This window comes from Leifsonia naganoensis, from assembly GCF_013410615.1.
Classification (GTDB): domain Bacteria; phylum Actinomycetota; class Actinomycetes; order Actinomycetales; family Microbacteriaceae; genus Leifsonia; species Leifsonia aquatica.
This window is the reverse complement of sequence record NZ_JACCHJ010000001.1, coordinates 1,585,061-1,598,291: the sequence shown is the minus strand read 5'-3', so window position 1 is coordinate 1,598,291 and position 13,231 is coordinate 1,585,061. Positions and strand designations below refer to the sequence as shown.

General features: G+C 71.0%; 14 protein-coding genes. 7 read left to right on the top strand and 7 right to left on the bottom strand.

Annotated features, from left to right (window positions below; genetic code table 11):
• Nucleotides 1–23 precede the first annotated feature (23 nt).
• Nucleotides 24–410: a hypothetical protein gene (locus HNR14_RS07610; RefSeq protein WP_021763039.1), complete on the top strand. Its 387-nt coding sequence runs from the start codon at nucleotides 24–26 to the stop codon at nucleotides 408–410.
• Nucleotides 411–422: 12 nt separating this feature from the next.
• Here the strand turns inward: HNR14_RS07610 and HNR14_RS07605 are convergent, their stop codons facing one another.
• Nucleotides 423–812 (bottom strand): DUF1304 domain-containing protein, encoded by a 390-nt coding sequence (locus HNR14_RS07605; protein ID WP_179700568.1) that lies wholly within the window; start codon nucleotides 810–812, stop codon nucleotides 423–425.
• A 24-nt stretch (nucleotides 813–836) separates the two neighbouring features.
• On the opposite strand from HNR14_RS07605, the gene HNR14_RS07600 reads away from it, so the two are divergent.
• Entirely contained in the window at nucleotides 837–2,057 is a 1,221-nt protein-coding gene (locus HNR14_RS07600) for an FAD-dependent oxidoreductase (protein ID WP_179700567.1), read from the top strand.
• Between the two features lie 39 nt (nucleotides 2,058–2,096).
• Here HNR14_RS07600 and HNR14_RS07595 read toward each other — a convergent pair whose 3' ends face one another.
• Genes HNR14_RS07595 through HNR14_RS07585 form a run of 3 tightly spaced genes read right to left on the bottom strand, consistent with a single transcriptional unit; the run spans nucleotide 2,097 to nucleotide 4,368 of the window.
• Nucleotides 2,097–2,477: a DUF1304 domain-containing protein gene (locus HNR14_RS07595; protein WP_179700566.1), complete on the bottom strand. Its 381-nt coding sequence runs from the start codon at nucleotides 2,475–2,477 to the stop codon at nucleotides 2,097–2,099.
• A gap of 37 nt (nucleotides 2,478–2,514) precedes the next feature.
• Nucleotides 2,515–3,537 carry an acrylyl-CoA reductase (NADPH) gene (gene acuI, locus HNR14_RS07590; protein ID WP_179700565.1) on the bottom strand — a complete coding sequence of 341 codons (1,023 nt, stop codon included), beginning with the start codon at nucleotides 3,535–3,537 and terminating at the stop codon, nucleotides 2,515–2,517.
• A 54-nt stretch (nucleotides 3,538–3,591) separates the two neighbouring features.
• Entirely contained in the window at nucleotides 3,592–4,368 is a 777-nt protein-coding gene (locus HNR14_RS07585) for an isocitrate lyase/PEP mutase family protein (protein ID WP_179700564.1), read from the bottom strand.
• A gap of 45 nt (nucleotides 4,369–4,413) precedes the next feature.
• Here HNR14_RS07585 and HNR14_RS07580 point away from each other — a divergent pair, with 45 nt between their 5' ends.
• Nucleotides 4,414–5,859, top strand: a complete 1,446-nt coding sequence (locus HNR14_RS07580; protein WP_179700563.1) for an LssY C-terminal domain-containing protein — start codon at nucleotides 4,414–4,416, stop codon at nucleotides 5,857–5,859.
• A gap of 34 nt (nucleotides 5,860–5,893) precedes the next feature.
• Here HNR14_RS07580 and HNR14_RS07575 read toward each other — a convergent pair whose 3' ends face one another.
• Complete coding sequence (locus HNR14_RS07575; protein WP_246311540.1) at nucleotides 5,894–7,477, bottom strand: Na+/H+ antiporter; 1,584 nt, start codon at nucleotides 7,475–7,477, stop codon at nucleotides 5,894–5,896.
• A gap of 72 nt (nucleotides 7,478–7,549) precedes the next feature.
• Nucleotides 7,550–8,503, bottom strand: coding sequence for an oxygen-dependent tRNA uridine(34) hydroxylase TrhO (gene trhO, locus HNR14_RS07570; protein WP_179700561.1), 954 nt, complete (start codon nucleotides 8,501–8,503; stop codon nucleotides 7,550–7,552).
• 160 nt (nucleotides 8,504–8,663) lie between these two features.
• Between trhO and HNR14_RS07565 the strand changes: the two genes are divergently transcribed.
• Together HNR14_RS07565 and HNR14_RS07560 are read left to right on the top strand one after the other, a co-directional pair.
• On the top strand, nucleotides 8,664–9,443 hold the full coding sequence (locus HNR14_RS07565; protein WP_179700560.1) for a polyprenol monophosphomannose synthase: 780 nt from the start codon (nucleotides 8,664–8,666) through the stop codon (nucleotides 9,441–9,443).
• Nucleotides 9,444–9,485: 42 nt separating this feature from the next.
• On the top strand, nucleotides 9,486–10,019 hold the full coding sequence (locus tag HNR14_RS07560) for a YbhB/YbcL family Raf kinase inhibitor-like protein (protein ID WP_179700559.1): 534 nt from the start codon (nucleotides 9,486–9,488) through the stop codon (nucleotides 10,017–10,019).
• A gap of 56 nt (nucleotides 10,020–10,075) precedes the next feature.
• On the opposite strand, the gene HNR14_RS07555 is transcribed toward HNR14_RS07560, so the two are convergent.
• Complete coding sequence (locus HNR14_RS07555) at nucleotides 10,076–10,711, bottom strand: LysE family translocator (protein ID WP_179700558.1); 636 nt, start codon at nucleotides 10,709–10,711, stop codon at nucleotides 10,076–10,078.
• A 30-nt stretch (nucleotides 10,712–10,741) separates the two neighbouring features.
• Here HNR14_RS07555 and HNR14_RS07550 point away from each other — a divergent pair, with 30 nt between their 5' ends.
• Nucleotides 10,742–12,313 (top strand): MmgE/PrpD family protein, encoded by a 1,572-nt coding sequence (locus HNR14_RS07550; protein WP_179700557.1) that lies wholly within the window; start codon nucleotides 10,742–10,744, stop codon nucleotides 12,311–12,313.
• Complete coding sequence (gene prpB, locus HNR14_RS07545; RefSeq protein WP_179700556.1) at nucleotides 12,313–13,212, top strand: methylisocitrate lyase; 900 nt, start codon at nucleotides 12,313–12,315, stop codon at nucleotides 13,210–13,212. The genes HNR14_RS07550 and prpB overlap by 1 nt, the downstream gene beginning before the upstream one ends.
• Nucleotides 13,213–13,231 lie beyond the last annotated feature (19 nt).

The following is a 13,231-nucleotide window of genomic DNA, read 5'->3' as shown; positions in this document are numbered from 1 at the left end:
CGAGGGCTTGGCAGGATAGAGGCATGGCCGACCTGTACGTGCACCCCGACCGCCTGGAGGTCCATCTCACGCGGGCCGAGAAGGTGCTCGCGCTCAAGCGGGACGACCTGGTCATCCCGCGCGACAGCATCCGTTCGGTCGCCATCACCGAGGACCCGTGGATCTGGATCCGCGGCATCCGCGCCCCCGGGGCGGCCGTGCCCCTCACGCTGTCGGTCGGCACGTGGAAGTTCCACGGCGGCCAGGACTTCCTGCTCATCAAGGGCAAGCAGCGCGCCGCGGTCGTGATCGACCTCGACGGCGAGGACTACTCGCGGGTGATCGTCTCGACGCCGCACGCCGCCAAGCTGGTCGAGGCGCTCCGCGTCGACGTCGATGACCTCCCGGCCGAGGGCGAGATCATCGAGTAGACCGCGCGGCGCTCAGCCGGCCTGGGCGACGATGAAGAGCACGAGCCCGACGAGCGGCGGGAGGCCCTGCACCAGTGCCGCCAGCGGTTTACGGCCGCCGACGGTCAGCTGCACCACCGCGGCGAGCACCATGCAGGCGCAGGTGAAGAACATCAGCCCGAACCCGACGTGCCGCAGGGTCGTCCAGTAGAGCACCAGGCCCACGATGGCGCCGCCCGCCAGGAACAGGTTGTGGAAGCCCTGCGTGTAGGCGAGCGGCCGGGTGACCTCGGCATCGTGTTGCGAGGCGACGCCGTAGCGCCGCCAGACGGACGGCGACGACCAGCCGATCGTCTGCGACGCGAACACGGCGAGGTGCACCACCGCGGCGAGGGAGACGAAGACGGACGCGACGATGGCCATGGCGGGAGGATACGCTGCGGAAGCATGGATGTGCTTCAGGCGGACTGCGTGATCTCCGGAGGCGGCCCGGCCGGCGTCATGCTCGGCCTCCTCCTCGCCCGCAACGGGCTCGATGTCGTCGTGCTCGAGAAGCACGCGGACTTCTTCCGCGACTTCCGCGGCGACACCATCCACCCCTCGACCATCGGCGTGCTCGGGGAGCTGGGGCTGCGCGACCGGTTCCTCGGCCTGCCGCACACGAGTGTGCGCACGCTCGACGCGGTGGTGAGCGGCACCCGGCTGCACCCGGTCGATTTCGCGCGCCTCGGGCCGCCGGACGACTTCCTCGTGCTGGCGCCGCAGTGGGACTTCCTGTCCTTCCTCGCGGGCGAGGCCGCGCAGTATCCAGGCTTCCGGCTGCTGATGGAGACCACCGCGACCGGGCTGACCTGGGCTGACGGCGCTGTCACCGGGGTGACGGCGCACGGCCCGGATGGCGACCTCACGATCGCGGCAACGCTGACCGTCGCCGCGGACGGCCGGGACTCGGCGCTCCGGGAGGCCGCCGCGCTCCGGCCGCGCCGGTTCGGGGTGCCGATCGATGTGCTCTGGTTCCGGGTGCCCAAACCGACTGATCCGCCGCCGAGCACCCTCGCCTACCTCCGGCACGGTTCGATGGTGATCACGATCGACCGCGGCGACTACTACCAGACCGGTCTCATCATCGCGAAGGGCGGCATCGACCAGCTGAAGACGGCGGGGCTCGACGCGTTCCGGCGGGCGGTGGAGGCGGCCGCGCCGTTCCTCCATGAGTCTCTGGCGACGATCGACGACTGGGAGCAGGTCAAGCTCCTGAGCGTGCAGATCGACCGGCTCGACCGCTGGTACCGGCGGGGCTTCCTCGCGATCGGCGACGCGGCGCACGCCATGTCGCCGGCGTTCGGGGTGGGCGTCAACTATGCCGTGCAGGATGCCGTGGCCGCCGCGAACGCCCTGGTCGCGCCCCTGCGCGCGGGGGAGGTCGACCTGCGGGTGCTCGACGGCATCCAGCGCCGTCGGCTGCCCCCGGTCGCGGCGATGCAGCGCATCCAGCTCGCCGCGCATCGCGGGATCGCGCGGCCCGGCGGCCCGGAGGGGCTGCCCGACCCGCTGCCTCCCGCGGTCAGGACGGCGCTCGCCGCAGCGACCCCGCTGCTGCAGCAGGTGACCGCGCGGGTGATCGGCCGGGGACTCCGGCCCGAGTCGGTGGCGCCGGAGCTGCGCTGACGCCGCCGCTGCGCTGACGCCGCCGCTCAGGCCGCCGTCTCAGGAGAGCAGCATCAGGATGAAGCCGATGAGCGGCAGCGTGCCCTGGGTGATCGACGCGCGCCAGTATCCCTTGCCGGTCGTCAGCAGCACGACCGAGGCGGCGAACATGCTGCCCATCGTGAAGAGGATGAGCGCCAACCCGGCCGGGTGCAGCCCGACGCCGTAGAGGATGAGGCCCACCACGGCGCCGATCGCAAGGAACAGGTTGTAGAAGCCCTGGTTGTATGCCATCGGCTTGGTGGTGTCAGCCGCCTGCTGGTCGGCGACCCCGAACCGCTTCCAGACGGTGGGGCGACCCCAGGCGACGCTCTCCATGAAGAAGATCGCGACGTGCAGAGCGGCGGCGAGCGTGACCACGACGGTGGCGAGGACGATCATGCCGCCCAGCATACGGGGAGGCTCCGCGGCGGCGCGCTCAGGCGCGCACGTCGACCACGGTGCGCCCGCGCAGCCGCCCGCCGAGGATGTCCTCCGCGGCGGGGATCGCGTCGGCGAGCGGGATGACCGTCGTCATCGCGGCGAGCGTCTCCTCGTCGAGGTCGAGGGCGAGTCGCCGCCAGGCCGTCTCACGCAGCGCGGCGGGCGCCTCCACCGAGTTGATGCCGACCAGCGTCACTCCGCGCAGGATGAACGGGAGCACGGTGCCGGGCAGGTCGGGGCCTTGGGCGAGCCCGCATGCCGTCACGGTGCCGCCGTAGCGCGTCTGCGCGAGGGCGTTGACGAGGGTGTGACTTCCGACCGCATCCACGACGCCCGCCCAGCGCTGGCTCTGCAGCGGACGGCCCGGGTCCGAGAGCTCGGCGCGGTCGATGATCGTGGACGCGCCGAGGTCGGTCAGGTAGCCGGCGAGCTCCTCCGGCCGGCCGGTGGAGGCCGTCACGGGGTAGCCGAGTCCGGCCAGCACCGCGATGGCGACCGAGCCGACGCCGCCCGCCGCGCCCGTCACCAGGACGCTGCTCCCGCTCTCGTGCACCTCGTCCGGGTCCACGCCGTTGCGTTCGAGCGCGAGTACCGAGAGCATCGCCGTGAAACCGGCGGTGCCGATCGCCGCGGCCTGCGCCGACGCGATCGCGTCCGGGATGCGCACGAGGGAGTCGCCGCGCACCCGCGCCCGTTCGGCGAGGCCGCCGTGGTGCGACTCGCCGATCCCGTCGCCGTTGAGGACGACCCGGTCGCCGGGCGACCAGCGCGGGTCGTCGCTCGCCTCGACCGTCCCGACCAGATCGATGCCGGGGATCAGCGGGGACGTTCGGGCCACGCCGGGCCTGCCCGCGATCGCGAGGCCGTCCTTGTAGTTGAGGTCGGAGTACTCGACGGCGACGGTGACATCGCCCGGCATCAGGAACGCGTCGGTCACCCGTCGCACCTCCGCCGTGTGCGCGGTGATGGTGCCGCCCTCGATCTCCTGCTCGATCACGATCGCCCGGAAGTCGCTCATGGCTGCAGCCTACGCGGGGTCGTCCGGCGGTCGCCCCGGAGCCGTCCGGCGGCGTCAGTTGAGGTCACGGGTGCCCTCCGGCAGCGCGCCGCCGGCGTAGATCGCCTGGGCCGCGTCCTGCAGTGCGGTGAGCGCCACGCGCTGGGTCCACGGGCCGTAGGAGACCCGGGCGACGCCCAGCTCCTGCAGTCGCGCGGGAGCGAGGGAGCCGGGCACCGCGATCACGCTGAGGGTGCGCTCGCCGAGGCCCGCCACCAGGGCGGAGACGGTGGCTTCGTCGAGCAGTCCCGGCACGAAGACGCTCGTCGCCCCGACGTCGAGGAAGGCGCGGCCGCGGCGGATCGCCTCCTCGGTCTTCTCCTCCACGGTGGGGAGGCCGTCGCGGATGAACGCGTCGGTTCGAGCGTTGAGCGCGAACGGCACGCCTTCGGCCTCCGCGGCCTGGACCGCGTCGCGCGCCACGGCGACGGCCTCGTCGAACGGCCGCATCCGGTCCTCCAGGTTGGCGCCGACGGCGCCCACGCCGATCGCCCGGCGGATCGTCTCGCCCGCGTCGGCGTAGCCGCCCTCGAGGTCGGCGCTCACCGGCAGGTCGGTGGCGGCGACGATCCGGCCGACCATGTCGAGCATCAGGTCGAGCGGGATGTTCTCGCCGTCCTCGTACCCGAGGGTCGCGGCGATGGAGTGGCTGGCGGTCGCGAGCGCGTGGGTCTCGGGCAGGGCGGCGATCGTCGTGGCGGTGATCGCGTCCCAGACGTTGACGACCTGGAGGAGTTCGGGGGCGTGGTGGAGGCGGCGCAGCTCGGTGCCGCGTTCGGTGATGGTGGCCATGACGCCACCATACGACCGTGCGCGCGTGACCTCTAGGATGGCCCCATGACCCAGCCGGTGGCGCCCAGCGAGGCGCCCCACGACGCCCCCGGCGAGGGGCGCAAGACCCTCTCGGCGACGGGGCGCCGCCTCTCGGTCAACGCCGTCGTCGACTACGCGTTCTTCCTCTTCGGCGGGGCGTCCGCGATCTGGCTGGCCTGGCTGGTCTTCACCGAGAGCTTCGGCTGGGGCTGGTTCCTCATCCTGTTCTTCGTGCTGTTCTGGCTCGTGCTCGCCTATCTGGTGCTGCCGCGGCTGCACCGCATCCTGACCCAGATCTACGTCCCCGACTACTTCATCGGCCGGGCGCGCACGAGCGACGGATTGCTCGGCGATCCCGTGAACCTGGCGCTTCTCGGAACGGAGGAGCAGCTGGACGACGCGATGCGCGCGGCCGGATGGACGCGGGCCGACGACGTTACCTTCGCCTCCAGCCGCCGCATCGTCACCTCCACCCTGCTGCGGCGCAGCTACGACGAGGCACCGGTCAGCCCGCTGTTCCTGTTCGGCCACCAGCAGGACGTCGCGTACCAGCAGGAGGTGAAGGGCAACCCCGCCAAGCGGCATCACGTACGGTTCTGGAAGTGCCCCGACGGCTGGCTCCTGCCGGGCGGCCACAAGGTGGATTGGCTCGCCGCCGGCACCTTCGACAAGTCGGTCGGGTTCTCGCTCTTCACCCTGCAGATCACCCACAAGATCGACGCCAACACCGACATCGAGCGCGACCACATCGTCAGCACCCTGCTCTCCGCCGACGTGGGGGTGGAGGTCGACGTCATCCGCGACTTCTCCACCGGCTATCACTCGCGCAACGGCGGCGGGGACAGCATCGAGACCGACGGCGACCTCCCCGTCATCGATCTGGAGCGGGTGCCCGTCGACGCCGAGGCGACGCGCGTCGTGCAGCAGGCGGAGGCGCGCAGGATCGCGCTCGCCGAGCGGCGTCCGGTCCCGATCGCGCTCGGGTTCCTGCTCATGCTGCTGCGGGTGGGAGCCGGCGCGCTCTTCATCGCCCTCACGATCCTGAGCTGGCGTGCCTGGGTGGGCTCGCTGTACGCCTCCGGCGACCTGGTCGGGGTCGATCGCCATCAGGCCGACGTCATCTTCGGTGTCCTGCTCGGCATCTTCGGTGCGGGGCTCGTCTTCTACTTCCTGCTCGGCCTGCTCGTCTTCTTCGGCAGCAACTGGGCGCGGATCGCGTCGATGTCGTTCAGTGCGATGCTGATCGTGTTCGCCGCCATCGACTTCTTCAACGGTGGCCCGCAGGTCTCGCTGCGCAACAACCTGTTCGGCCTGCCGCTCGACATCCTCGTGGTGCTCGCGCTCTCGTCGCAGCGGGCCCGTCAGTGGGCGCGCCGCCCGCGCGGCTCGCGCCGGGTCGGGACCGCGACGGCGGATGCGCAGGCGCTCGCCGCGGCGCGGGCACCGGCGGACGACACGACGACCGCGTAGCCGCCTAGGCTGCGTGTCCGCGCAGGCGCGCGACCTACATCAGAGTCTTCTTGCCCGGCCCCGACGATTTGAGCGCCGCCTCCTCCGCGTCGAGGAACGCCAGCACGGAGCGCACGGCCGGCTCCTGGTAGCGTCCCTCCGCGCGCGCGGTCAGCACGGCCTGTCGCTCGGCGGTGATCATCGTGCGGCGCAGGTGCCGGTACTCCATCGGGGTGTCCTCCGTCTCGTCGGGCGACGGGTTCTCCAGCGCGTCGGAGAGGAAGACGGCGTTGACCCGCAGCCGTTCGATCACCCGTTCGTCCTCGTTGCCCGTCACCTGGGTCTCCAGGTGCTCCAGGCCTGCCGTCTGGGCTTCGGCGAGCAGTCGCTGCATCTCGCTCGCCTCCTGCGCGAAGTCGGGGGAGGGCAGGTGGAGGCGACGGATGACCCAGGGGAGGGCCAGCCCCTCCAACAGGGTCGCGACCACGACCACGAACGCGAGGAACTGCAGGAACTCCCGGTGCGGCGTCTCCTTCGGCAGCAGGAACACCGCCGCGAGCGTCACCACCCCGCGGATGCCGGCGAACGACACCGCGATCCCGGTCGGCCACGACCACCCGCGCTCGCGCAGCCGCCGGGGGCCGTACTTGTAGAGCGCGGTCGTCCCCACCATCCACAGGAATCGCGACAGGAACAGCGCCACCAGCACCACCGCGCTGATGACCACCGTCTCCCACACCGTGATGCCCGACCGGAACGCCCCGCTCAGGATGCTCGAGAGCTCCAACCCGATGAACAGGAACACCGCGTTCTCGAGCAGGAACTGGATGGTGCGCCAGTTGATCGTCTCCGCGATGCGGGCCTCGGCCGTCTGGATGGTCGGCGACCGGTACCCGAGGTACAGGCCCGCCACGACGACGGAGAGGATGCCCGACCCGTGCAGGAACTGCGACGGGATGAACGCCAGGTACGGCGTGATGAGACCGAGCGAGGTGTCCAGCACAGGGGAGCGGAGCTGCTTGCGGATGATCGCCAGGATCCAGCCGACGGCGAGCCCGACCCCGATGCCCACCACGACCGCCAGACCGAACTCGCCGGCGATCGCCCACGGGTTGATCACGCTGATGATGGCCGCGATGCTCGCGTTCAGGGCCACGAGCGCGGTCGCGTCGTTGAGCAGGCTCTCGCCCTCGAGCACGGTCACGAGCCGGCGCGGGAGGTGACCGCGGCCGGCGATCGCCGTCACGGCAACCGTGTCCGTCGGCGCGACCACCGCCCCGAAGGCGAAGGCCGCCGCGAGGGTGATGGCCGGCACCACGAGCCAGGTGGCGAACCCCACCGCGATCACGGTGAACGCCACGAGCCCGACGGAGAGCAGCAGGATGCCGTCTCGCCTGGCGCGGACGTCGACGATCGAGGTCTGGATGGCGGCCGCGAACAGCAGCGGCGGCAGCAGACCGTAGAGCACGACCTCGGGTTCCAGGGCGATCTGCGGCACTCCGGGGATGAACGACGCCACGGCGCCGACGACCACCAGCACCACCGGGGCCGACCAGCCGACGCGGCGGGACAGCCCGGTGACGGTGACCGTGACGAGGACGAACGACACGATCCAGACGATGGTGGCTACCGGATCCATGCTGTTCATGATGGCCGCAACGCGAAGCGGGCAGCAATGGTTCCCACGAGTCGGTGGAGAACCCGTTCGCCGTCAGCGATGGGGAGCGTCCGGTGCCGCAGTGCCGGCAGCCGGGCCGACAGCAGGGCCGGCCGCGGCGCCATTCGCGTGCGCCGCGCACCGCAGCACCTCGCACTCCTCGCAGACCACGAGCTGCTCGCGGCACGACGGGTCCGCGCAGTTGCGCATCCGGCTGGTCGCCGCACCGCATCCCGCGCACCGGCCGATCACCGCGGCCTCCTCGCCGAAGGTCACCGACCCGCGCCCGTCGAAGACGTACAGCGAACCCTCCCAGAGACCGCTGTCTGCGAACGCCTCCCCGTACCGGACGATCCCGCCGTCGAGCTGGTACACCTCCTGGAACCCGCGCGACTTCATCAGCCCCGACAGCACCTCGCAGCGGATGCCGCCGGTGCAGTACGTGACGACCGGCTTGTCCTTGAGGTGGTCGTACGCGCCGCTCTCCAGCTCCGCCACGAACTCGCGCGTGTTGGCCACGTCCGGGACGACGGCGCCCCGGAACCGTCCGATCTCGGCCTCGAAGCGGTTGCGCCCGTCGAAGAACACCACGTCGTCGCGCGCCTCGATCAGCTCGTGCAGCTCTCGCGGGGCGAGGCGCTCGCCGCCGCCCACGACGCCGTGTTCATCGACCCGCAGCTCGGCGGGTGCGCCGAAGGACACGATCTCCTCCCGCACCTTCACCGACAGCTTCGGGAAATCGAGGCTGCGCCCGTCGGCGTCGAGACCCGAACCACTGCTCCACTTCGCGTCCAGCTCCCGGAACCCGGGGTACTCGCGGGTGGAGCGCAGATACCGCTTCACGGCATCGAGCTCGCCCCCGACCGTGCCGTTGATGCCGTCCTTCGAGATGAGGATGCGGCCGCGCAGCCCGAGCGACGCGCAGAGGTCGCGCTGCCACAGCCGCACCGCCTCCGGATCGGGGAGCGGTGTGAACGCGTAGTAGAGCAGGATCTTGGGCACGGGCACCTGACGATGGTAGGCGACCCGTGCCGTGAGAGGCCCCTCCGCCAGCGGCCCGCGCGCGCGAAACTGCGAGCGTCGGAAGTTTCGTTCGCCAAGTGTTCAGCCAGTTCGGGCAAGGTGGGAGTAGCCTCCACGGCGCGCACTTCGGCAGAAAGGCGGTTCCTTGCGAACCATCGTCATCATCCCCACCTACAACGAGCGGGAGAACGTGGGCCCGATCGTCGGTCGGGTGCGCGCGTCCGTCCCCTCGGCCGAGGTGCTCGTGGTGGACGACAACTCCCCGGACGGCACGGGCGAGATCGCGGACGCCCTCGCGGCGACCGACGCCAATGTCCACGTGCTGCACCGCGCCGGTAAGGACGGCCTCGGCGCCGCCTACCGCGAGGGGATGCGCTGGGCGCTCGACGCCGGCTACGACCGCATCGTCGAGATGGATGCGGACGGCTCGCACCGCCCGGAGGAGCTCTCCCGCCTGCTCGACGCCCTGCGCGGGAGCGAGCCCGGAACGGGCGCCGACCTCGTGCTCGGGTCGCGCTGGGTCCCCGGTGGCGGCGTCGTCAACTGGCCCGCCCGCCGCCGACTGCTGTCGCGGGGAGGCAGCGCTTACTCGCGCATCGCGCTCGGGGTGCCGGTCCGCGACGTCACGGGCGGGTACCGCGCCTTCACCGCCGACGCGCTCAGCCGCATCCACTTCGCGGACGTGGAGAGCCAGGGGTACTGCTTCCAGATCGACATGCTGCGCCGCGCCTATCGTGCGGGGCTCTCGGTCGCCGAGGTGCCGATCACGTTCGTCGAGCGCGAGCACGGCGCGTCCAAGATGACCGGCGGGATCGTCGCCGAGGCGATGCTGCGCGTCACGGGATGGGGGATCACCGGGCTCCCGGCGCGCTTCCGACGGCGTCCCGCGCCCGCCGGGATCTCCGAATCCGCTCAGCGCGTCTGATCCACCGGCCCACTGCGCACGGGGCGAGCGTAGGTTACGGATATGACCTCGAATGATCCCCTCGAGCGCTTCGGCGCCGTCCCTCACTTCAGCCTGACCAGCGATGACATCGCCGACGACCGGCCGCTCTCCCGTGAGCAGTGGGGCGCCGGCGGCGGAGGCGGGGACGTCTCGCCGCAGCTGGCGTGGAGCGGGTTCCCGGCCGAGACGAAGAGTTTCGCCGTCACCATCCACGACCCCGACGCCCCGACCGGCTCAGGGTTCTGGCACTGGGCCGTCTTCAACATCCCGGCGGACGTCACCTCCCTTCCGGCCGGAGCCGGCGCCGAGGGCGGGGCCGACCTGCCCCAGGGCGCCTCGATGCTCTCGAACGAGCTGGGCGCGAAGAGCTTCACCGGTGCGGGCCCTCCGCCCGGGACCGGCACCCACCACTACAACGTGATCGTGCACGCCCTGGACGTCGAGCGCCTCGACCTCGATCCCGCGTCGACGCCCGCCGTGCTCGGTTTCAACGCGCACTTCCACACGCTCGCGCGTGCGGTGCTCACCCCGGTCGCCACCGCCGGCGACATCTGAGCGCCGCCCGGACTCGTGGGCCGTGAGGGGCCGTGGGCGGCCGCGCGGGCCGCTCGTCAGTGCTTGGTGCCCGTGAGGGCGAGGACGCCGCCGAGGCCGATCATCATCACGCCTCCGGCGGCGCCCAGGCGCTCCACGCGCTTGGGAGAGCGCCCGAACCATTGGCGCGCGGTGCCCGCGGCCAGCGCCCAGACGCTGTCGAAGAGCAGGGCGAGCACGAGGAAGACGACCCCCAGCTCGAACAGTTGCAGCGGGATGCCGCCGGCGCCGTAGTCGACGAACTGCGGCAGCACCGCGACGAAGAACACAAGCGACTTCGGGTTCGTCAGTCCGACCAGGAACCCCTCGCCCAGGATGCGCCACGGCGACCGCGACGGCTGTTCCTCGTGCGTCACCGCCGTGTGCCGACGGTGTCGGATCGCCTGGATGCCCAGGTACACCAGGTACGCCGCGCCCACGAGCTTGATCACCGTGAACACGACGACCGACTGCGCCACGAGCGCGCCGATCCCGAGGGCGACGGCGATCACGAGGGGCAGCATCCCGAGCGCGTTGCCGAGGACGCTCAGCAGGCCTCCCGCCCGGCCCAGCGCCAGTGACCGGCCGATCACGAAGAGCACGCTCGGGCCCGGGATGACGATGAGCGCCACCGAGGCGAGCGCGAACGCGAGGAGGGAGGGGCCCGGGACCATGAGCAGAGCGTAGCGAGGTAGGTTCGATACGTGAAGATCCACAACGTCCGTGTGCACCGTAGCGAGGAGAACCTCGCCCGTCAGGACCAGCTCGCCTGGAAGATCGCGGAGGTCGCTGCCGATCCCGTGGAGGTCGATGCCGAGGTCGCCGAGATGGTGATCAACCGCGTGATCGACAATGCGGCCGTCGCCGCTGCGTCCCTCACTCGCCGCCCGGTTGTCTCCGCGCGCTCGCAGGCGCTCGCTCACCCCCTCCCGGTCCGCGAACTCGAGGAGCTCACCGGCTCCACGGACCGCCCGCAAGACGGTGCCACCGTCTTCGGCGAGCGGGAGGCCGTGCGCGTCTCCCCGGAGTGGGCCGCGTGGGCGAACGGCGTCGCCGTGCGGGAGCTCGACTATCACGACACCTTCCTGGCTGCGGAGTACTCGCATCCCGGCGACAACATCCCGCCGATCACGGCGGTCGCCCAGCACGCGGCCCGCGCCTTCGGCCTGACCGGCCGCGAGCTGGTCCGGGGGATCGCGACCGGGTACGAGGTGCAGATCGATCTGGCGAAGGCGATCAGCCTGCACGCGCACAAGATCGACCATGTCGCACACCTCGGCCCGTCGGCTGCCGCCGGCATCGGGACGCTCCTCGGCCTGCCGGTGGAGACGATCTTCCAGGCGATCGGCCAGGCGCTGCACACCACGACCGCGACCCGGCAGTCCCGCAAGGGGGAGATCTCGTCGTGGAAGGCGCACGCCCCGGCCTTCGCCGGCAAGATGGCGGTCGAGGCGATCGACCGGGCCATGCGCGGCGAGACGAGCCCGACCCCGATCTACGAGGGCGAGGACGGTGTGATCGCCTGGCTGCTGGATGGCCCGTCCGCCTCCTACGAGGTCCCGTTGCCGGTGGCGGGGGAGGCGAAGCGGGCGATCCTGGACTCGTACACGAAGGAGCATTCGGCGGAGTACCAGGCGCAGGCGTGGATCGATCTGGCCCGCAAGCTGCACCACGCGTATCCGGAGGTCGCGGACCCGTCCCGGGTGGAGTCGATCCTGATCCACACCTCGCACCACACGCACTTCGTGATCGGTTCGGGGGCGAACGACCCGCAGAAGTACGACCCGACCGCGTCCCGGGAGACCCTGGACCATTCGATCCCGTACATATTCACCGTCGCCCTCCAGGACGGCGGCTGGCACCACGTCGACTCGTATCTGCCGTCGCGGGCCGCCCGCCCGGACACGGTGGAGCTCTGGGGCAAGGTGACCACCACGGAGGATCCCGAGTGGACCCGCCGCTATCACTCGATCGACCCCGTCGAGAAGGCGTTCGGTGGTCGGGTGGAGATCCGGCTCGCCGACGGCCGGGTGATCACCGATGAGATCGCCGTCGCCGACGCCCACCCGCTCGGAGCGCGGCCGTTCGCCCGGGCGGACTATGTGACCAAGTTTCGCACCCTCGCGCAGGATGTGCTGGAGGAGGCCGAGATCGAACGCTTCCTCGCCCTGGCCGAGCGTCTCCCGTCGCTGTCGGCCGCGGAGCTCGGTGGTCTCACCATCACCGCCGCGCCGGGGGTGCTCGCGTCCGTTCCGACTCCGAAGGGACTGTTCTGATGTTGTACTCCTCTCTCCCCGCCCACGAGAAGCGGGCGGCGTTCCGTGCCCGACTGGCCTCCGGTGAACTGATCCGGATGCCCGGGGCGTTCAATCCCCTCTCCGCCCGGCTGATCGAGCGCAAAGGCTTTGAGGGCGTCTACATCTCCGGTGCCGTCCTCTCCGCCGATCTCGGTCTGCCCGACATCGGCCTGACCACCCTCACCGAGGTCGCCGGCCGGTCGGCGCAGATCACCCGGATGACCGACCTGCCCGCCCTGGTCGATGCGGACACCGGGTTCGGGGAGCCGATGAACGTCGCCCGCACCGTCCAAACTCTGGAAGATGCGGGAGTGGCGGGTCTGCATATCGAGGACCAGGTCAACCCGAAACGGTGCGGCCACCTCGACGGCAAACAGGTCGTGGATGAGGACACCGCTCTCAAACGCATCCGCGCCGCCGCCGACGCCCGCCGCGACCCCAACCTCCTCATCATGGCCCGCACCGACATCCGCGCCGTCGACGGCTTGGGCGCCGCCATCGACCGCGCCAAAGCCCTCGTCGATGCCGGTGCCGACGCGATCTTCCCCGAAGCGATGGCCGACCTGTCCGAGTTCGAAGCCGTCCGCCAGGCGATCGACGTGCCCATGCTGGCCAACATGACCGAGTTCGGCAAGAGCGACCTCTTCACCGTCGACCAGCTCCGCGACGTCGGGGTGAACATCGTCATCTGGCCCGTCTCCCTCCTCCGCCTGGCCATGGGTGCCGCCGAACGCGGCCTCGACCAGCTGGTCGGCGAGGGAACCCTGAAGCCGATGCTCGGCGAGATGCAGCATCGCGCCGACCTGTATGACCTGATTGACTACGAGGGATACAACGCGTTCGACACTTCGGTGTTCAATTTCGACGTGCGCCGCTAGCGCGACGCAGGACGGAGCG